Below are 19699 nucleotides of genomic sequence, written 5' to 3'. Positions count from 1 at the left end.
TATAAACGCCTTGTGGGCGGTGCGACGTTTGACGGGCGCACCGCCCCAAGCTCGTAATGTGTTATCCTAGAGCCTACTCGATGATTTTCGAGACGACGCCAGCGCCTACGGTACGACCACCTTCGCGGATCGCGAAGCGCAGTTTTTCTTCCATAGCGATGGGTTGGATCAGCTCAACGTTTACTTCCACGTTATCGCCTGGCATCACCATTTCGGTGCCTTCCTTCAACGTCACGATACCGGTGACGTCGGTGGTACGGAAGTAGAATTGCGGGCGATAGTTATTGAAGAATGGGGTGTGACGACCGCCTTCTTCTTTGGTCAGAATGTAGGCCTCGGCCTCAAACTTCGCGTGTGGCTTGATAGAACCGGGCTTGGCCAGAACCTGACCACGCTCAACGCCTTCACGGTCAACACCGCGCAGAAGTGCGCCAACATTGTCGCCCGCTTGACCTTGGTCAAGAAGCTTGCGGAACATTTCAACACCGGTACAGGTTGATTTCGTCGTTGGGCGGATACCCACGATTTCAACTTCGTCACCGACCTTCAAGATACCGCGCTCAATACGGCCCGTTACAACCGTACCACGACCAGAGATCGAGAACACGTCCTCGATCGGCATCAAGAAGGCTTGGTCGATCGGACGCTCTGGGGTTGGGATATATTCATCCACAGCCGCCATCAGCTCACGGATCTTGTCTTCACCGATATTCGCGTCACGGCCCTCAAGTGCGGCCAGAGCAGAACCAGAAACGATTGGAATATCGTCGCCTGGGAAATCGTAAGACGAAAGCAGCTCGCGCACTTCCATCTCAACCAATTCCAACAATTCTTCGTCGTCAACCTGGTCAACTTTGTTCAAGAACACAACCAGCGCAGGAACACCAACCTGACGGGCAAGCAGGATGTGCTCACGGGTCTGTGGCATAGGGCCATCCGCCGCGTTCACAACCAGGATACCGCCGTCCATCTGCGCCGCACCGGTGATCATGTTCTTAACATAGTCAGCGTGACCGGGGCAGTCCACGTGCGCATAGTGACGGTTTTCCGTCTCATACTCAACGTGAGCCGTAGAAATCGTGATACCGCGTGCCTTCTCTTCCGGCGCGCCGTCAATCTGATCATAGGCGCGGAATTCACCAAAATACTTGGTGATCGCAGCCGTCAACGTCGTCTTACCGTGGTCAACGTGACCAACTGTACCAATGTTGACGTGCGGTTTGTTACGTTCAAACTTTTCCTTGGCCATGACTGCATACCCTCATGGTTGACCTGATGGTGAAGACCCCGGCCCGGCCAGAATGGCCTAAGAGATAAAGGCAAAGATCGATCACCGCTTAAACTGAAGCGGCGACATACACGCCTGAGCGCCTTGGGGCAAGTGCGAACCCCCCTGTTGATGTGTAAGTAATTGCAGTTCGCACCCAAAGCGGGGGATTATTCGTAGACGCGCACGGTGTTACGCTGGTGATAAGGGACGCGCTCTTTCACAAGCAAACGCGTTGTATCGTTGACGATTCCCTGACTTACATCCTCTAAATCGCGAATATGTTGGTTGGGGACAGCAGCGCGAATAGCCAGGCCGATCACCCCTTGCGCGCCATTCATGGCGGGCACAGTCCTGAAGGGATCAGCAGACGCCAGCATCTGATCCTGGCCCACCTCATGAAGCAAAAAACTAATCCGCGCGCCGCGCGCGTCAAAGCCCATCATGACACTAGAGCGGTCAGGAAAATATAAAGAATAAACATTCACGACCAAGCGCGCTGGACGCGGCCCCGTCATATATTGATTAAGCTCTGCCTTAAAGTCGGCCTTTATACTTTGGCGCAAATACTCATAGGAAATGGCGCTGCGCCCATCGTCCCTATAGCGTTCTAGCACTGGCTGCAACCAGGGACGTTCAGCCACTTTTTCCGCGTCTTCGTCAAAAAACTCAGCCACACTGTCATCATAGCGCACCGGTATGAGAACGCCCGGCGAAATCACGACATCCACATCTTCGATATAGTATTGCTCGGCCAGATCCGCGCGCCCGGCATCCGGCACGGAAACACATCCCGTTAAGCCCAGAGCAAGAACAATAAAGACCGCGATGACGCGCCACATAGCCCACTTCCCCCGATTTGTCCGGCTTTGTTTACCCTGTTCCAATGAACAGGGCATGAAATGATTGTCAACCGCACACGCAAAATCGCCCCAGATCCTATCTGGGGCGATTTCACACGTCTTTGACCGTCTAGTCCTTATACTTAGAAGTCTGCACTCAGCGAGAACATAACGGTTCTGGGCTGGCCACCCAGTACGCGTCCACCGCCATAAACACCATTGATGTAAACTTCATCCGTCAGGTTCATGACATTCAAGCGCGCATTGAAGCCCTTGAGGTGGTCATTAAAGCTGTCCAATTCAACGCCAACATAGCCATTGGTGATATAGTAAGAGGGTGCAGTATCACGCGCAGCATTGTCGATGATGCGATCACCAACGTAACGCACAGAAGCCCCAATTTCGAACGGACCGCGGACATAATCTGCGGCTACGACATATTGGTATTTTGGCGAGCCCCACATTTGTTGACCCGGTTGGGTACCCTTGTCTGCGCTGACGTCAGTGAAGGTTGAATCGTTATAGGTAAATGAACCGCTCAACGACAGACCGTTATCCAGCCCATAGCTGGCAATCGCCTCCAGGCCCTTACTCTTCAGACCACCCAGGTTGAAGTAGAAGCTGTCAGTTTCTGACAGATAGTCGATGCCATCAACCGCGCCATTACGAATAGACACGATCCGGTTTTCAAACGTGATGTCGTAATACGTCGCCGCCGCAGCGAAACCACCGCGATTAAAGCGCAGACCCACTTCGATGTTTTTAGCCGTTTCTGGCTCCAACAGGGCCAATTCGGCTTCAGGCTCAGACACCCGACCGCGAGAGATCGCGGCGAAATTGTTTGAGTACCCTGCAAACACTTCCAAGCCTTCGATTGGCGTGGTGTAGTTGATACCCGTTGAGATCAAGGGATCCGATTCGTGATCAAAGGCGAAATCTTCACCCGCATTTGGACCACTTTGACGATGCTTGGTTTGGTCGATAAAGTATTGCTTTACACCGATACGCGCTGTCACGGGGCCAAAGGTCGCAATATCTTCAAGATAATACATCGTGGTGTCTGCGGTCCAATCATCAATATATTGGACATAGTAAGGCTGGTGATCGAAGGCTGGCCCTACGCGGGTATCCAAGATGCGGTGCCAATCACGCACCACGCGTGACTTGCCATCTTCATACCAGAAGCCGCCGCGAATTTCGTTCTCAACCGCACCGATATTAAAGGTGTAAGACGCATCCAGCATGATCCCGATACGACGGTTGAAATAATGCGAGTGACGGTATGATTGCACCGCAATCGCGTCCGCTTCATAACACGCCGCAGCGGCCGGTGGACGCCCATTTTTGCCCAGTTCACACCCAGGGCGGGTCGTATTTGGCGTCGCCTGCGTACCATTGGGATTGACGAAGTAATAACGATCGCCTTCAGCCGCGCCAAAATGGGTAACACCGCCCGCATTTTCGGTTTCAACACCCGCACCATCGGCGATAACATCCACCAAGTATGGCGGCGCCCAGTCACCGCGGCCACGCATATGGTGCAGATAGGCCGTCGCCGTCACATCTAGGGCACCAAAATCACGATGGACACGGGCGTAAGACAAGGTGTTTTCACGGATCGCGCGCCAAGCATCGCGGTAGTTCTGGTCGATCTGGGGATCACCGGTCCAATTCATGCTGAGATCATCACCACGCGGATTGGCGTAATAATCCGCAATATGAAGGCCTTCATACTCGTGCTCGTCGGCTTTGTTCCAAGAATAAAAGCCTGTCAGATCCCAACCGGCAAATTCTGATTCGATTTTGGCCGTAGCATAATCGTTTGACGTTGTGCCTTCGCCGTCGATCCAGTCATTGGTCTCAGCAAAAGAACCACTGATGAAAGCGCGGGTGTTGGGCAGGAATTCGCCCGTGTCATAGCGCGCGGCATATTTGTGCGCGTTATTATCACCCCAGGCGGTGAACAGATTAACGTTCTGCTCATCGGCAGGCGAACGCGTAATAAAGTTCAACGTACCGCCCAAGGCTTCGGTCGAGCGCGAGCTGACATCGGCCGTGCCTTGGCTGACTTCTACGGTTTCCAGGTTCAAAGTGTCGATATAGCGGTTGGCCTTACTGCCGCCGCCATAACCAGAGCCCCCATTGGGCACGCCGTCCAAAGTCGTACCAATTTGTTCTGCGCCAGAACCGGTACGAAAGCCGCGCATGAAAATGGTGGTGACGATGTCTGAACCGCCCAGATAATCACCTTGCGTCACCAGAACGCCTGGCAATTCATTGAGCACTTCATTGACCGAAGTCAAAGCCGGCGCACGCTTCAACATATCCTTAGATACGTTTGAGACCGCAAAGGTTTGGCGCTGTCCGACAACGATAATTTGTTCTTCAACAGTGGCGTCTGTTTCTGTCTCAGTTGCCTCAACAGATTGGGCATAGGCCGCAGAAAAAGTTGAAGCCATCAAGGCCGACACGGCGGCACTCATCAAATAACGAGTCATAACGTCTCCCTCAGCAGGCTGGCAGATCCCCATCCGCCTGAACGCCCGCTCTGACGCGGATGCAGTTAGACGCGCTTTGCGATAGTTGCGTAACAATATGACGACATTTGTGTAATTTTGTGGTTTTTGATGTTTATTTTGACCGATTGTGTGATTTATGGCAACAAAGTGGCGAAGGTGCCCCACTATTAAGCCCCTCCGAAATCCCACACGCCTACCCTCAAGCCATCGCAGAAAGACTATAGGAATGATCGCCTCTGAACGCCTCAGCGCCATTCTCGCCTTATTACATTGCGACCATACGCTTTCGATCCATCAGCTGGCCGAGCACTTTGGCGTTTCGCGCGAAACCATCCGGCGCGATGTGCGTCAACTCGATCAGGAGGGCCATGTTCATAAGGTTCACGGCGGGGTTCAGCTGAGCGATAGCGTCATCGAGGAGCCCTATAAGCGGCGTATCAATCAAGAGGCCGAGGCCAAGCAACGCATCGCCCAACGCGCGAGCCACTTGATACACGATGGCATGACGATCTTTATTGATTGTGGTTCCACCAGCTATTGGCTGGCGCGCCTATTGCCGCCATCGTGCGCGCTGACCATCATCACCAATTCCCATGAAGTCGCCGGTGTGCTTTTGGGGCGCAGTGAGACGCGCCTGATCGTCATTGGCGGACAAATGGACCGCGAATACCGCGCCGCCTTCGGTCAGGAAGCCGTGCGCCAAAGCCTGCGCTTTTCGCCCGATATCTTGTTTTTATCCATCGGGGCCATATCCGCCGAAAAAGGCTTACTTGATTTCAATCTCAATGAGGCTGAATTCAAACGCGCCATCCTGCCCCAGGCCCATAAGCGCATTGTTCTGGCCGATGCCAGCAAGTTCGAACGCCGTGGCACAATTGGCCTGGCCGCCCTAGAAGACGTTGATGCCTTGATTTGCGATCTGGCCCCGCCCCCGGCTTTGGCCCAGGCCCTGACAGAGGCCCATGTCGAGATCATCCTCGCCCAGGAAGAGGCGCGAGAAGACTAAACCATAGTAATATGTAGGGAAATTGGAGCGGGTGACGGGAATCGAACCCGTACATTCAGCTTGGAAGGCTGACATTCTACCGTTGAATCACACCCGCATGGGAGGCGCTAAAAACCATATCCCGCGCCCTTTGTCGAGGATAAAGGCACACACAAAGTGCAGTCTTATGAACCACAGCGATATAAAGGCACAGGGCAATTAAATTTGAAGTTTTGGAAAACCAGAAATTTACCGCACTCATGTCTTATCATGATGGGTAAATGGTGGAGGGGACTGGATTCGAACCAGTGTACGCTCTCGCGGCCAGATTTACAGTCTGGTGCCTTTAACCACTCGACCACCCCTCCACAGGGTGTGCTTTAAAAAAGCAGAAGACGGCTTATAATCAAAAAGCTGTCCCCACTGCAACAGAGCAAATGCATCTTACGCAGTTCGTGCTAGGAGCACGCCTGCGAGTGATGAAAGCCCCGAAACAGGAGCGCGGACTATAGTGACCAAGCCGACCCCACGCAACACCTCCAAAGCACCCCAAAAACAGTTCTTTGCACATGCACCGTTTGAGCCCAAGGACGGCTGGATCTGGGGCCGTCATGCCGTGCTGGCGGCGCTAAAAAATCCGCGCCGCACATGCCTGAAGCTCATCGTCAGTCGCAATAGCGCCCATGATTTAGAGCCCGGCACGCCCCATGACATGCAAGATCCCAAGACCATCTCGCAAATGCTGCCCGAAGGCGCGGTGCACCAGGGCTTTGCCGCCAAGGTCAGCGCGATAGAGCCAGACACCCTGGGCGCCGTGGCCGATCCCACCCATGGGGTTTTGATTGTGCTGGACCAGATTACCGATCCGCATAATGTCGGGGCGATTTTCCGCTCCGCCGCGGCGTTCAATGTGCGTGCGATCATTATGCAGGATCGCAAATCCCCGCCCCTGTTTGGCGCTCTATGCAAAACGGCCGTCGGCACCTGCGAATCGATCGCGCATGTGCGCGTTACCAATATCGCCAATACGCTGATTGAGCTGAAAAAAGCCGGACGCCAGGTGGTCGGACTCGCCGGGGAGGCTGAAACCCCGCTGCATGAGGCCATTCGCACCTGCGCCGGGCCAGGCCTGGTCATTGTGATGGGGGCCGAAGACAAGGGCCTTCGCCCGCGCGTTGCTGAGCATTGTGATTATCTCGCGCGCATTCCCATGGGGCCGAAGGCAGAAAGCCTCAATGTCTCCAACGCGGCGGCGATCACGCTCTACGAAGCCTCGCGCTATGATCCCCGCCTTTATGGCGCTTAAAAAAAAGCGCAGCCTACGATGATCGTAGGCTGCGCTCGCGTCTCACATGTCTGGGGGCTTAGCGGCGTACAGGACGCCCATGACGGGTCCAGCTGACATCGCCTTCAGTACGCGCAATGGAAACATCTCCACTGCCGTTTTCACGCACGCGCACATCGCGCGCCGTGCCGCGAAAATCCACATCACCAGAGCCATTGATCTCAACGCTCATCGGTGAAACCTCGCCCTCGCGGATCATAACATCGCCTGAACCCGCAATATCGACATCTAAAGACCCGTCCAAGCGATCCATGACAATATCGCCCGAGCCGCGCACATCGATGCGAGCATTATGGACCGCGCCAAAGCGCATATCACCCGAACCGGGGATTTCGATCATCAATTGCTGGCCCACATCCCCGGCTATGATATCGCCAGAGCCGCGCACTTCGATGACAGCAATCTCGCCAATCGAGCCCATTTCAATATCGCCAGAGCCACGGATATCAATCGCGGCAGAGGCCCCGACATTTCCCATTTTTAAGTCGCCAGACCCGCGCACATCAATGGCCACCGAATCGCTGACATTACCCGCCGTAATATCCCCGCAATGGGAAATTTCCAGCGCCATCGCGCCAATATCACCGATATCACCAAAAAGGATCGCATCTTCGATTTCCAGCCCGATGGTGTTCGGCCCACTAATCACGATCGTGGGGTAATCCTCGATCGGGCGCAAATGCCCGCGCGGGCCGACGCGTACTTGATTATTGCGCGATTGACATTGGGTGCGTGATAAACTCTGGCGACCATGGATGAACAGCGCATCTTCATGATCTTCCAGAACATAATCATCCAAACCCAGATCGCCGCCCTCAAAACGCACCGTGACAGGGCCTGAGCCGTCATGGGTTTCAACACGCACGCGCGCAATCATGCCATCCAGGCTGACCCCGCGCACATTATAGCTATGGGTTTCCTGTGCAAATTGCGATCGAGCGTGCGCCGTGCCCAGCCCCATCACGATGATGGCAATGCTGGCGACGCCCATCCCCAGAGCGGTCTTTGAAAACTTGGTCATAGTTTGATCTCCCAACCTTTTTTGATCTTGTATTGGGAGACTAAATCAAAATTGGAATGGCATCATCCTAACCAAACCATGACAATACATTTAGGTTGGCCAGAACCCGTTGCTTAACAGCCAATAGACCACGCCGCCCAGGAAGGTGCCCACCACATAGCCCAACACGCCCACCAGCACGCCCGGCGTCACCAGATCGCGCCAGCCCTTGGCCGCGGCCAAGGCCGGGGCGGTGGTCGCGCCCAGAACCGCCGCGTTGGATGCGGTGATAATCTCTGGCAGGGACAGCTTGAACACTTTGGCCAGGCCAAAGCCCACAATGCCATGAAGCGTGAGCAAGATCAGGATGAAGACCATAATCATCGGGGCCGCGATGATCATCGCACCAATATCGGCCCCGGCGGCAATCGCGGCAAAGAACACAAAGGATAAGGCCACGCCCAGCTCAAACCCGCCATCCAAGCGCGCCATCGTCTTGGGAAAGGCCGTTGCCGGGATCAAAGCCAGCACCGTGATGATCATATACCGAAAGGCCCCCAGATCATGACCCAATAGCGCGCTGCCTTGGCTAACGATCACATCACTCACCGCGACCACGCCCAGGGCAAAGAAGAGCGACACCCCCAGGCCGAAGGCGCTGGCGGTGCGCTCGCTGGTCTGGGTCAAAGCCTCTGTGCTCTCCTGGCTATGGTCACGGGCCACGAACAGCCGGGTCAGCCAGGTGAACCCTGTGGAAACGGCCAACAGTGCCAGAAAAATCGCACTGGCCAGATTATCACTGGCCACCATCGCGCCCACCAGTTCAGGATGATCACGGCCCAGCCCAGTCATATCCAACAGCGCGGCAAAGTTCACCGATCCCCCGACATAGGACGCGGTCAAGGCCCCTGCGATACCGGCCTCTTGATCGCCAAGCGGCACGATCAGAACGGCGATCAACGCCCCGATCACCGTTGCGATACTGGCGAACGCGAAAGCCAAAGTCAGCCGCCCGGTTTCAAAGAAGATTTTGCGTAAATCGGCTTTGATCAAAAACAGCGGAATGAGGACCGGCACAAAATATTTGAAGACGAAATCATAGCCCGGTGCACCAAAGGGCAGAATGCCGATATTCGCCAGGATAATCGCCGCCAAAATCGTCCACACCGTGCCGGTCAACACCGCGCCCAGGCGGGTCTTTTCCATCAAAAAGCCAAACGCCGCGATACCAAACAGGCTCGCCAGAATGGCCAGATGATTATCGGCTGCAATCAATGGTGTTTCAAACATGGCCCGCCCTCCGCCTTTATCTTTCAAAGGAGTATTTAGGTAGAAATGCGTTTTGCCAATAGCGAGCTTTCCTAAAGCGAACAGGCAGCAAAACTGATAAGCGCCCTAAAGCCTATAGCGTTTGTCGGATAACAGCTTTCTGGCTCGCGCCCGGATGGAACCCGCCTCATGATGACACTGCGCCTGCAAGATCACACGAAGCTTTTCGCGTAAGCCCTGAAATTTCAACGCTAAATCGAACAATGCCTGCAGGGCATTGACCACCGCAATGCGCGAGGTTTCCGTTTCGATCAAGCCCTCCAGCCGTGCGGCCAGGGCCAACGCCTCGGCTTCGCTCAAATCCAGCCGCGCACTGACCGAATAGAGATGCCAGCGCACATCAGGCTGCAAGACCCGATCAAAGGCCGCCAGAATCTCTTCCTTCAGATCTGCAATCGTCTCGGGGTGATTTTGGCTCGCGAGATCAAAGGCGGAGGCGGCGCGCATCGCCACCTCCGCGCGTTGAGAGAGCATCGCCCTAAAGAGCGAAGGCAATAGTGAAGGGTCGGCCTTGGCCATCGCCGCGGCGTCATCACGCGCACCGACCCCATTGCGCGGCCCACCGCTCAACAAGATTTCAAAATCGGGCTTCACCCGGCCTCACCGACGCCATCATGCAAGAAGGCATCCACCTCAATCTCCACCATCAAGGCCGGATCGGCGAGGCCCGAGATCGCCACCATCGTCGCGGCCGGTGGATGCTCGCCGAAGACAGCCCTATGCGCCGCGCCCACCGCATCCATGGTGGCGGGCGTTATATCCGTCACGAACATGCGCGTGCGCATGACATGGCGGGCATCGGCGCCCAGTTCGCGCAAGGCCCCCAGGATGATCTCTAAACTGCGCGTGGCCTGCGCGCCCGGATCACCGGGCGCATGGACAGTGCCATCAGGATTGACCGACACCGTGCCTGAAACCCAGATATGAGGCCCGGATTTCACCGCGCGGCGATATCCGACCTTATTTTCCCACGGCGCGCCCGATGTGACGCGCTCAACCTCTATCGTCATCGCGCTAGTCTTTCTTCAGGAAATCAAGGGCAATCGCCGTCATACCTTCGACCGCGACCGGAATGGCGACCTCGGCATCAGGATAAAAGAAGGGCGAGTGATTGGCCGGCGGCGTGCGCCCCTCGGCGAGGGCCGCATCAATCGTGTCTTGCGGCGTCGCCCCGACCCAGAACATGAAGACCGGCACATCTTCTGTCGTACGGCCATAGCGCGCGAAATCTTCACCGCCGGTCACGGGATCAGCCTCGCCCACGCGGGCCCCAAAGCGTTCACGCAGCACCGCTACAGAACGCTGGGTCAGCTCCGGATCATTATAAAGCGCAGGCGTATAGACCTCTTTGGCTTCCATCACCGGCATCAAGTCTTCAGGTAGGCCAGCCGCTTCGGCTTGACCGCGCGCAATGCGCTCAATCCCGCTCAGTAGCTTCTCACGCACCGCATCGGTGTAGGAACGCACGGTGATTTGCAGATGAGCCTCATCGGAAATGATATTGTGCTTGGTGCCTGCGTTAAACGCGCCGACCGTCACCACCCCAACATCAAAAGGCGACAGCTCGCGGCTGACCAAAGTCTGCAAGGCCAGCACGATTTGTGAGCCTAAGACCACTGGGTCTTTGCCCAATTGCGGCGAGGCACCGTGGGCCCCAATCCCCTTGATATAAAGATCGACCGTATCAACATTGGCCATAGCATATTCAGGGACATAGCGAATTTCGCCGGACTTCAAATAGCCCCAGGTATGAAAGGACACGGCGGCATCGGGGACGGGAAAACGCTCATAAAGCCCATCTTTCAGCATGGCATCAGAGCCCAGCCCCACTTCTTCAGCCGGTTGGCCCACCAGCACCAAAGTGCCCGACCACTCGCCACGGCGCTCCACCATCTGGCGCGCCGTTCCGACCAAAGCCGTCATATGGGTATCATGAGCGCAGGCATGCATGACGGGCAACTCCCCGCCCCCGCTCGCCCTCATCACCGTTGAGGCATAATCGAGCCCGGTTTGCTCACGAATGGGCAGCGCATCCATATCCGCGCGCAGCATTAAAGTCGGGCCCTCACCATTGCCCAGAACGGCGACCAAACCCGTACGCCCCACGCCTTCGGTGACGTCATAGCCCAGCGCGCGCAGCTCCTGCGCCAAGCGCGCTGCGGTCTCGCGCTCCTCAAATGCCAGTTCAGGATGGGCGTGAAAATGCTGATAAAGGCTCTCTAAATTGGCTTGATAGTCAGCCCTGATCGCCGTGCGCAGACTATCGTCCTGGGCATGGGCAGCATTCAAGGCCAGGCAGGATAGCGCTAGGCCCAATCCCAAAGTTTTCATGGTTTTCATCGTCTCTCCTCCCCGGATTGTTCTAATCGACCCGGCGCACGGGTCCGGGCACATGGCAGGCCTCAATCACTTCGGGCGGCGTGACCACAAAAGCCTCAGCGGTGCGCACCCGGCGCATGGTTTTATAGGTGTCAAACGCTTCGCCTTCAGTGGTCATCACCTGATAGTGGGCCCGCTCAGCCTCTGGCAGATCCGCAACTAAACGCACGCTAAGAATGGGATCGCGCAAGGCTGGATCTTGAATCACTCCGCCTTCAATGGCCCTATCCCCCCGGTGAAGCGCCTGCAGCGCGTCCATGCCGTCAATCACCCGGCCAAACACGGTATAATTGCGATCAAGATAGCGCGGCCCCTGGCCCAGCACGATATAAAACTCCGCATCCCCGGTTTGCGGTTCTGGATCACGCGCCATGCCCACAGATCCCGGACAATGGATCAACCAGCTTTGCGCGCCATCTTCACTTTGCGCGGCGGGAAAACCGTCTACATGACCGACATGGGGCGCATAAAGATCATCATTACCCAAAGGGACAAAGCTTAAGCCCGCACTTTCGCGCTCGGTCTCCAACGGCAGGGCCGGCCAATCGGGCAGCGGTCCTTCTTCACGTCCGGCCTGGGCCACAAACCCTTCGATGACCCGGTAAAAACTTAAACCGTCATAGAAACCCGCATGAGCCAGATCGCGCATGCGCTGGGCATGAAGGGGAGCAAAGTGCGGGGCGAGCTCAATCGCGACCGGCCCGTGGTTCGTCTCCATCAGGATCAAATTTTCCGGCGCAACATCGCGCCAGTCCGCCTCGCTTGCGTCCGTCTGCACAGCGCTTAAGGCAAGCCCTACACTCAAAATAAGCGACACGACCATAACAAAACCTCCCCGAATGTTTTCAGGGAGGTTCGCGTGAATTGAGAAGGTCTGTCAAATGATAAGACGAAAGCCTTAGTTTTGCGCACCGCCGAAGCGCTCGCTCCATTGGGTCACGTCTTCATCTTCAATTTTCTTGAACAGGACATCAGGCGGGGTAAAGCCATGGCCGGGTTGAAGAACAGACAAGATCTCCTCCCCACTGCCCGTGGGCCAGGACACCGCATGGCCCTCTAGGCCCAAGGACTTCATGATCGCAGCCGAAGAGAAGGGAATGATCGGCTGAGCGACAATCGCAAACAGGCGGATCAGATTGACCCCGACCCGAACCCCCAAAGCGGCGCGGTCTTGATCGGTTTTGAAATGCGCCCAGGGTTCTGCGCGGGTTAAATATTCATTGCCCGCCGCCCATAGCGCGCGGGTTTCTGCAGCCGCCTTACGAAACTCCATCGCGTCATACAATTTTGCGATATTGGCCAGGCGCTCTTCCACCTCTTTATAAAGCCAGGCTTCATCGTCACCGGGAATACCGCCATCGGGAATTTGACCCTCAAAGCGCGAATTGCCAAAGCGCAAAATGCGATTGACAAAATTGCCCAAAACGTCAGCGAGATCTTTATTCACCACACCCTGGAAATGTTCCCAGGTGAATTGACTGTCCGAGCCCTCAGGTGCCTGAGACGTCAAATACCAACGCCAATAATCGGCCGGGGCCAGCTCCAGCGCATGGTTCATAAACACGCCGCGTTTTTGGCTAGTCGAGAATTTGCCGCCATACCAGTTGAGCCAGTTAAAGGCTTTGAGCTTATCCACAGGCTTCCAGGGCTCTTCCGAACCTAAAATCGTTGCCGGGAAGCTGACCGTATGGAAGGCCACATTGTCCTTGCCCATGAACTGAACATAGGTGACGTCATTGGCCCCCTTATCGGTGCGCCACCAGCGCTGCCAATCTTGGTTATGGGCTTTGGCCCATTCCACTGTGGCCGCGATATAGCCGATGGGCGCATCAAACCAGACATAGAAGACTTTATCTTCAAAGCCTTCGCGCGGTTTGCCATCCTTCGTGACCTTCACGCCCCATTTCAGATCGCGCGTAATGGTACGATCGCGCAGCCCCTCGTCCAGCCATTTATAGGCAATGGATTTGGCCAGCTGTGGCCAGTCCTTCGCCGCATCGACCCAGGCGCGAATACGCGGCTCCATCACGGTTTGGCGCAATTGCAGATGACGGGTCTCACGCACTTCGAGATTACGCGAGCCAGAAACAGCAGAATACGGATCTTTCAGATCGGTCGGATCCAACAGCTTGCCACAATTATCGCACTGATCGCCGCGGGCTTTTTCATAGCCGCAATTGGGACACGTCCCCTCCACATAGCGATCGGGCAAGAAGCGTTGATCATCCACCGAATAAACTTGTTCCTCGATGACTTCACTGATCAGGCCGCGCTTTTCCAAGGTTTCGGCAAAATGCTGGGTCAGCTCAGCATTTTCTGGATTAGACGTGCGTCCGAAATGATCCCATGAGAGACCAAATTGCGCGCCCAGCCCCTTTTGGATCTCATGCTGCTCATCACAATAAGCGCGCACATCCTGGCCCGCTTCAGCCGCAGCCAATTCCGCCGGCGTGCCATGTTCGTCCGTGGCGCAGATCGCCAGCACTTCATGACCGGCCAAGCGTTGAAAGCGGGCAAACACATCAGCGGGCAACATCGAGCCCGCCAGATTTCCCAAATGTTTGACACCATTAATATAGGGCAGCGCGCTGGTGATCAGAATTCGGGCCATGGATGTGTTTCTCTCGCGTCGTCTCAAGAATTGAGGTATGTCTGGACAAATTAACGCTGAGCGCAAGGCCCAAACGCATTGACGCCTTCCTTAGCGGGGTTTTATGGGGAGTGGAACCATATGCGTGTACTCGGACATGATCTTTTCGCGCTGATCGGCGCAGTTCTCGCCATCTATCTGGTGGGTATGATGTGGTATGGCTTTGTCTTTTCAGAGCTTTGGATGAGCCTGATGGGCTTAACTGAAGCGGATTTGGGCGAAGGTATGTGGAAAATGGCGTTAAGCCCGCTGATGCCCATCCTTAAAGCCCTCCTGTTGGCGCTTATCTTTCATAGGACAGGGACTTCGGGCCTGGTCGCTCAGTTAAAATTCACCGCACTGATCTGGTTGGCCTTCCCGTTGACCACCTTGGCCTACCAATATGTCTACTGGCCGGATTATCCTTTGGCGCTCTTCGCGCTTGATGGGGGGCATGTGTTAGTCAGCTCTCTGGCCGGGGCGGCGGTACTGGCCTGGCGCAAAACGCCCAAAGCGACTGAAATTGATCCGCAAGAAACCGCTTAAACCGCTTGGCGGATCGGCCAAGGCGCGCTATCAACGCCCGCCTTGGCGCACCGATCTGTTAAAGCTCATCGCGCCTGCCGCGCCCTGCGATCTGGGTTCAATCCCTGATCCACGCGGCCCAGTGTGCCGGCTTAGCTCAGCTGGTAGAGCGCCTGATTTGTAATCAGGATGTCGGGGGTTCGAGTCCCTCAGCCGGCACCAGTTTTTTCTTTATTATATAAGATCCTCGCTTCGCTGCGGGCAGGCACCTCTATGATGCCCTACCGGCTATCGCCTACTTGAGGGCCGTCGTCCTTGCGAACCTATGGTTCGGTTTTTTATCCTCGCTTCACTGCGCGCGGACGGTCGTCCTTGCGAACCTACGGTTCGGTTTTTTATCCTCGCTGCGCTGCGGGCGGACGGTCGTCCTTGCGAACCTGCGGTTCGGTTTTTTATCCTCGCTTCGCTGCGGGCGCGCTTGCGAACCTATGGTTCGAGCCGCCTCAAACATATAAACACCTGTCATCCCGGAGCAGCGAAGCGCACATCCGGGATCTATCGAGTTTGCCATGAAAGCGCATGGATCCCCGATCACGTCGGGGATGACAGGTTTTTTATAAAGTCCTCGCTGACGCTGCGGGCGCGCGCTCGTCCTTGCGGCCCGATGGGCCGAAAGTGATCTTTCCAAAAATGTCAGAAAGACTGTCATCCCGGACGAATGTCAGTGAGATCCGGGATCTATTGAGCGTGCCAGCAAGGCGCATAGATCCCCGATCACGTCGGGGATGACAGGTTTTTATCGACGTGCTGACTGCCTCCCCATGGGGCGAATGGATCCCGGCTCAAGGCCGGGAACCTGGATAGTATCTAATTGTGGCCCTAGCCCAATGGGACGACTGGAAAGCGTTTCGCTTGGCAATCACGCCCTTCGCTCCCATAATCATCGTGGGGGGGATTTGGCGTGGAATACATCATCACTATTTTGGTTGCGATACCGCTTTTGTGCCTGGCTATGTTACCCGGCATGATCGCCCTATCACGGCGCATTTTTAATGGCCGCACCGTTTTCATTTTGAATATCTTAGTTTGCATCAGCGCGTTTTGGATCGAATGGGCTGCTCTCTTATTTTGGGGCGCTTTATTTCTATGGGCCTTGCTGGGGGTCAAAAGCCAATATGACGCGCTTCGCGTCTGTCGCCCTGCCAACCCCCATGTCCAACCTCGCGATCAACGCAGATCCGGCGGCGGTGGCGATTGGGATATTATCTCGCCTCCAATCTCTGTTGAATCACCAAGCGGTGGCGGCGATGGCGGCGGTGGAGGTGGAGATGGCTAAACGCCATCCCAGTTGCAAGGCTCGCAAAAACGGCATTGACCCAAAACATCCCTTTCCAACATTCGCTTGCGTCAAACCATATCCACAAACGCACTAGAATCTCCATTGACCAGTCTGCAATTTCCGTTAAAACAGAAATTACAGACTTCGAAGGTCAACCGTGCTTCAATTACCCGACATCGACACACGTGTGGCAGAAAACACCTATATCGAAACCCTCGCCGATCTGGGTCATCAATTTGGCCTTCCCTATCATGCGGGGGCCACGCATCGCCTGTTATACCTTGAAGCCGGTCCGCTCTTAGTGACAGACATTGCGCAGCGTTTGAACCTCAATGACCTTGAAGTTGAAAGCGCGCTTGAGACTCTCGAGAAGATTTCCTGGGTTTGGCGGACACCAGAAGGGTTCTACCTCACCCATAAAGACCCGCTACGCCTACTCAAGAGGAGCCTGGACCATGCGCTGAACAAGCAACTGCCCCCCTTGAGACGGCTGAGATTGCACACGACCGCTTTTATGGTTGGCTTGATCACAGCTGGATGCTCCATCAGCTCGCACTTGCTCTCATCCTTTTTGCCATCGGTGGAATGGCCTGGGTGACTTGGGGAATTTTTGTTCGCGTTAGCGCCTCTATCTTTATGCATTGGGCAATTTCATACCTGGCCCACACGCGCGGGCCCAGTGATTGGGCCGTTAAGGACGCCAGCGTCCAGGGCCATAATATCGCCTGGCTGGCTATTCCTACGATGGGCGAAAGCTGGCACGGCAATCACCACGCCTTCCCCACCTCTGCCCGCCATGGGCTTTATCCCGGTCAAATTGATCCCGGATGGTGGGTGATTCAGGGTTTAGAGGCGCTCAATCTGGTGTGGGATGTACAAACGCCAACTACCCTGCCCCCGCGCTCAAACCTGATCGCCCTAACCGAGCGCGCTCGGAATTTTCAGGGCAAGAAGTCTCCGCTTTAATATCTCCTCGTTATTTTATAGGCGCTTCAAACTATGAAACTTCCATGAAGGTCAAATTTTTTGTTCTTTTTTGAAACCTAACGTTATATATAACTTAGCGTTAACTATACGCTGAGAGGGCATCATGTTGAAACCAAGCTGGCTGGCAGCTGCCATGGCCATAAGTATAGCGGGGGCGAGCATAGCCTGCGCGCAAAGCTATCCTGTTCGAAGTGGCCTCCCCGCGGAGGCTGAACGCTATTATGAAAACTTAACCACGCTCGCCTCTACGCATAATGCCACTGGGCGCTCTGGCCCGGGAATCACCGCGCGCGCCCACCCTCCATCACTATCCCAATGCCATTACGGCCCTAGTCCGGCCTACGCTTTTGATCCGCAAAAGATCATTAACTTCATGAGCCAAACGCATACAAGTTGGGAACAAGAAACGCGTCCAGCCCAAACCATCGGCCTAAGCACCGAGCGTCCCTTGTGGTTGCTGTCCGCTCACCGGGGCATCCATGGCAAGCTCTATGAGGATGAGGCCCCGATTCCAGAAAACTCGATTCAAGCCATCAATGAAGCGGGTGCCCGCCTCTATGAAATCGTTGAGCTTGATATTCACGTAGACGCGAACAACGAAGCCGTCCTTTTCCATGATTACACAGTTGGGCGCACAGCAGGTACCGACTGGAACCCCACCATTGATCCGCCTTCCGCGCTAGGTGGACCTTTGGCCACGAGTGACATCAGCGGCGGCGGTGTGATTGTAGATGGATATCCGATGTGGATGGACATTTATGATGAAGATGAGGCCGAGGTCATTTTCGATGCCAATGAACTTGTTAACTCCATTGATGACTGGACGGGGTATGATTTACGCGGCTTTGATCGCGACGCAGGTAACTTTACCAATCCCACCCAAAATGATCCTGTCGCGACTTTAGAAGAAGCCCTCACTCATATTGGCCGCTATTATCCCGGCATGGTCGTGGTTTTGGATTTGCGCCATCAAGCCGAAGTTGAGGCCGCAATGAATGCCGTCGACAAGGTTGAGGATTGCCGCGGCGAACCGGCGCGCAACTGGGTTGTGTTCAAGCCCTTCGCCAATATCTATCGCGGTGGATTTGCCGAGCTTGGTAGCTATAATCGCTACAATTTAGAGGAGCGTACGGATGGACGCTGGGCCAATTATTATTGGATTCCCGTTCTGTCTTCACGCCTAAGCCGAGATCTCAACCGCCCTGGCCAACCTTCGCTCTACCCAAACTCTGTCGGTCCGGATATTCGAACCATCAGCATGCCGGATCGCACCTATGTGGATCTTTGGTTTGGCCCAAATTGGTACCCGCAAGCGGATAATGTTCTTGGATTTGAACTCTATTACAGTCCTTCCAACACGGTTTTGTTGGATTCCGCTACGAACTCTTATGACCGCTTGAATGTCACCTCTTGGCGCCCACCGGATATGCGCCACACACACCGTCGCAGAACCTATCGCTACACCCCACCGGGCAGTTCGAGTGAACGCGTGGTCCGCATGATCAACAACACGGACGGATATTGGGAGCTGAACAAATGCTATTATGACGCCCCTGCCCCAACAGTTCTTGAAGGCGCAGAGGCTGCCATCGGCTATAACTTCAAAGATGACGGCCTAGGCCGCTATGTCGTCACCTATAATGGCTATGGCTGCTTACAAGACAAAATGGACGACGCCCAAGTTCTGACCATTGATCATGGTGATGCGGTGATGTGGGCGTTTCGCGGCGAAACCCGTCCCGCCATTTTCAGACTGGGATCACAATATAATACCCAAAGAGACAATCTTATTCGCCAATTGCGTCCCTTGTTAACGCCAACAAACCGCTTCCCGCTTTTACCAGGATTATGGGACGAGTTTACCCGGGTGGCCGATGAAAAAGGTATGCATAACAGCTTTACCATGCCGCATAATGGCGTTGTCTATTATGGTCAAAGCGAATTTAAAATGCGCTACTTCTTCCGCGGCGATCGTGTGAACTGTAATAATGCCACCTTCGGCGATCCCGATGTTGGGGAAAAGAAACGCTGTCGCATCATTAATCCCAATTCCGCTGGCAGTATGTTTACAAGTGTCGCCCGTGAAAACCATAGCTTCACCATGCAAAATGATGGCTGGGTGTTTTACAGCCTTCACGGGGCCCTCTCTGTAGAATATTTTGAAAAGGGCGAGTATGTCCGCTGTAATAACTCGACCTTTGGCGATCCGGCACCCGAAAATCATAAGCATTGTTGGGTTCGTGATATGTTACCCCCCGCGGGCACTCAATTCTGCTCCAGATTTAACGCCACCTGCGATCCGCGTCAGCTGATTGACATCTATGGTGATGACTATTGGGCGGCACGTTTTACGCGGCCCGCTAATATAGAAGTTATTTATGGCTATGCCGATAGTCGTAGGGCCACGCTTTATTCAAAAGATCACATCTATAGCCGCTTTGGCTGTAACCGGGAGGCCTTCCCCCCTTATCGCTTAGACATGGCCACTGAGGCCGCCAGTCGATGCTATATCCGGCGCAATTACAACAGAACCATTCCTTACTCACAATAGAT

General features: G+C 55.0%; 17 protein-coding genes and 3 tRNA genes. 8 read left to right on the top strand and 12 right to left on the bottom strand.

The window, feature by feature from the left end; all coding sequences use genetic code 11:
- Window positions 1–73: 73 nt before the first annotated feature.
- The 3 genes from tuf to H151_RS0110260 all read right to left on the bottom strand — a co-directional run bounded on the left by tuf (window position 74) and on the right by H151_RS0110260 (window position 4607).
- Window positions 74–1249, bottom strand: a complete 1176-nt coding sequence (gene tuf, locus H151_RS0110270) for an elongation factor Tu (RefSeq protein ID WP_019961578.1) — start codon at window positions 1247–1249, stop codon at window positions 74–76.
- Window positions 1250–1437: 188 nt separating this feature from the next.
- Window positions 1438–2109, bottom strand: a complete 672-nt coding sequence (locus tag H151_RS0110265; RefSeq protein ID WP_019961577.1) for a hypothetical protein — start codon at window positions 2107–2109, stop codon at window positions 1438–1440.
- Window positions 2110–2252: 143 nt separating this feature from the next.
- Complete coding sequence (locus tag H151_RS0110260; protein WP_019961576.1) at window positions 2253–4607, bottom strand: TonB-dependent receptor; 2355 nt, start codon at window positions 4605–4607, stop codon at window positions 2253–2255.
- A 247-nt stretch (window positions 4608–4854) separates the two neighbouring features.
- On the opposite strand from H151_RS0110260, the gene H151_RS0110255 reads away from it, so the two are divergent.
- A complete protein-coding gene (locus H151_RS0110255) occupies window positions 4855–5634 on the top strand; it encodes a DeoR/GlpR family DNA-binding transcription regulator (RefSeq protein WP_019961575.1) in 780 nt (259 codons plus the stop codon).
- A gap of 23 nt (window positions 5635–5657) precedes the next feature.
- Here the strand turns inward: H151_RS0110255 and H151_RS0110250 are convergent.
- Window positions 5658–5731: transfer RNA gene (locus H151_RS0110250), tRNA-Gly, on the bottom strand.
- Between the two features lie 164 nt (window positions 5732–5895).
- A tRNA-Tyr gene (locus H151_RS0110245) sits at window positions 5896–5981 on the bottom strand.
- Between the two features lie 143 nt (window positions 5982–6124).
- On the opposite strand from H151_RS0110245, the gene rlmB reads away from it, so the two are divergent.
- Complete coding sequence (gene rlmB / locus H151_RS0110240) at window positions 6125–6919, top strand: 23S rRNA (guanosine(2251)-2'-O)-methyltransferase RlmB (RefSeq protein WP_019961574.1); 795 nt, start codon at window positions 6125–6127, stop codon at window positions 6917–6919.
- Window positions 6920–6977: 58 nt separating this feature from the next.
- Here rlmB and H151_RS17110 read toward each other — a convergent pair whose 3' ends face one another.
- The 7 genes from H151_RS17110 to metG form a co-directional block, all read right to left on the bottom strand.
- The gene (locus H151_RS17110; RefSeq protein WP_019961573.1) at window positions 6978–7979 is read right to left on the bottom strand and encodes a GIN domain-containing protein; all 1002 of its coding nucleotides are present in this window, start codon (window positions 7977–7979) and stop codon (window positions 6978–6980) included.
- Between the two features lie 90 nt (window positions 7980–8069).
- Entirely contained in the window at window positions 8070–9248 is a 1179-nt protein-coding gene (locus H151_RS0110230) for a DUF819 family protein (protein WP_019961572.1), read from the bottom strand.
- A 105-nt stretch (window positions 9249–9353) separates the two neighbouring features.
- Window positions 9354–9881, bottom strand: coding sequence for a hypothetical protein (locus H151_RS0110225; protein ID WP_019961571.1), 528 nt, complete (start codon window positions 9879–9881; stop codon window positions 9354–9356).
- The gene (locus tag H151_RS0110220; RefSeq protein WP_019961570.1) at window positions 9878–10297 is read right to left on the bottom strand and encodes a RidA family protein; all 420 of its coding nucleotides are present in this window, start codon (window positions 10295–10297) and stop codon (window positions 9878–9880) included. Before H151_RS0110220 ends, H151_RS0110225 begins: the two co-directional genes overlap by 4 nt.
- A gap of 4 nt (window positions 10298–10301) precedes the next feature.
- Complete coding sequence (locus H151_RS0110215) at window positions 10302–11627, bottom strand: amidohydrolase (protein ID WP_019961569.1); 1326 nt, start codon at window positions 11625–11627, stop codon at window positions 10302–10304.
- A 22-nt stretch (window positions 11628–11649) separates the two neighbouring features.
- Window positions 11650–12489, bottom strand: a complete 840-nt coding sequence (locus H151_RS0110210) for a peptidylprolyl isomerase (RefSeq protein ID WP_019961568.1) — start codon at window positions 12487–12489, stop codon at window positions 11650–11652.
- Window positions 12490–12564: 75 nt separating this feature from the next.
- Window positions 12565–14277, bottom strand: a complete 1713-nt coding sequence (gene metG, locus H151_RS0110205) for a methionine--tRNA ligase (protein ID WP_019961567.1) — start codon at window positions 14275–14277, stop codon at window positions 12565–12567.
- Between the two features lie 120 nt (window positions 14278–14397).
- Between metG and H151_RS0110200 the strand changes: the two genes are divergently transcribed.
- The 6 genes from H151_RS0110200 to H151_RS0110170 all read left to right on the top strand — a co-directional run bounded on the left by H151_RS0110200 (window position 14398) and on the right by H151_RS0110170 (window position 19697).
- Window positions 14398–14841: a DUF1761 domain-containing protein gene (locus tag H151_RS0110200; RefSeq protein WP_019961566.1), complete on the top strand. Its 444-nt coding sequence runs from the start codon at window positions 14398–14400 to the stop codon at window positions 14839–14841.
- Between the two features lie 125 nt (window positions 14842–14966).
- Window positions 14967–15042: transfer RNA gene (locus H151_RS0110195), tRNA-Thr, on the top strand.
- A gap of 739 nt (window positions 15043–15781) precedes the next feature.
- Entirely contained in the window at window positions 15782–16156 is a 375-nt protein-coding gene (locus H151_RS0110190) for a hypothetical protein (RefSeq protein WP_019961565.1), read from the top strand.
- Between the two features lie 160 nt (window positions 16157–16316).
- Complete coding sequence (locus tag H151_RS17370) at window positions 16317–16757, top strand: hypothetical protein (protein WP_019961564.1); 441 nt, start codon at window positions 16317–16319, stop codon at window positions 16755–16757.
- Window positions 16697–17125, top strand: coding sequence for a fatty acid desaturase (locus H151_RS0110180; protein ID WP_026353958.1), 429 nt, complete (start codon window positions 16697–16699; stop codon window positions 17123–17125). Before H151_RS17370 ends, H151_RS0110180 begins: the two co-directional genes overlap by 61 nt.
- 394 nt (window positions 17126–17519) lie before the next feature.
- Window positions 17520–19697, top strand: a complete 2178-nt coding sequence (locus H151_RS0110170; RefSeq protein WP_019961561.1) for a glycerophosphodiester phosphodiesterase family protein — start codon at window positions 17520–17522, stop codon at window positions 19695–19697.
- Window positions 19698–19699 lie beyond the last annotated feature (2 nt).

The organism is Woodsholea maritima DSM 17123 (assembly GCF_000382325.1).
Lineage (GTDB): Bacteria > Pseudomonadota > Alphaproteobacteria > Caulobacterales > Maricaulaceae > Woodsholea > Woodsholea maritima.
The sequence above is the reverse complement of the archived record's forward strand: the minus strand, read 5'-3'. Positions and strand labels throughout refer to the sequence as shown.

Bases quoted from the DNA above. Each gene is read 5' to 3' on its own strand.
- H151_RS0110230 (WP_019961572.1), bottom strand. From the start codon at position 9,248: ATGTTTGAAACACCATTGATTGCAGCCGATAATCATCTGGCCATTCTG.
- H151_RS0110210 (WP_019961568.1), bottom strand. From the start codon at position 12,489: ATGGTCGTGTCGCTTATTTTGAGTGTAGGGCTTGCCTTAAGCGCTGTG.
- H151_RS17110 (WP_019961573.1), bottom strand. From the start codon at position 7,979: ATGACCAAGTTTTCAAAGACCGCTCTGGGGATGGGCGTCGCCAGCATT.
- H151_RS0110170 (WP_019961561.1), top strand. From the start codon at position 17,520: ATGAGCCAAACGCATACAAGTTGGGAACAAGAAACGCGTCCAGCCCAA.
- H151_RS0110215 (WP_019961569.1), bottom strand. From the start codon at position 11,627: ATGAAAACCATGAAAACTTTGGGATTGGGCCTAGCGCTATCCTGCCTG.
- H151_RS0110220 (WP_019961570.1), bottom strand. From the start codon at position 10,297: ATGACGATAGAGGTTGAGCGCGTCACATCGGGCGCGCCGTGGGAAAAT.
- H151_RS0110265 (WP_019961577.1), bottom strand. From the start codon at position 2,109: ATGTGGCGCGTCATCGCGGTCTTTATTGTTCTTGCTCTGGGCTTAACG.
- H151_RS0110255 (WP_019961575.1), top strand. From the start codon at position 4,855: ATGATCGCCTCTGAACGCCTCAGCGCCATTCTCGCCTTATTACATTGC.
- tuf (WP_019961578.1), bottom strand. From the start codon at position 1,249: ATGGCCAAGGAAAAGTTTGAACGTAACAAACCGCACGTCAACATTGGT.
- H151_RS0110200 (WP_019961566.1), top strand. From the start codon at position 14,398: ATGCGTGTACTCGGACATGATCTTTTCGCGCTGATCGGCGCAGTTCTC.
- H151_RS0110260 (WP_019961576.1), bottom strand. From the start codon at position 4,607: ATGACTCGTTATTTGATGAGTGCCGCCGTGTCGGCCTTGATGGCTTCA.
- H151_RS0110180 (WP_026353958.1), top strand. From the start codon at position 16,697: ATGCTCCATCAGCTCGCACTTGCTCTCATCCTTTTTGCCATCGGTGGA.
- metG (WP_019961567.1), bottom strand. From the start codon at position 14,277: ATGGCCCGAATTCTGATCACCAGCGCGCTGCCCTATATTAATGGTGTC.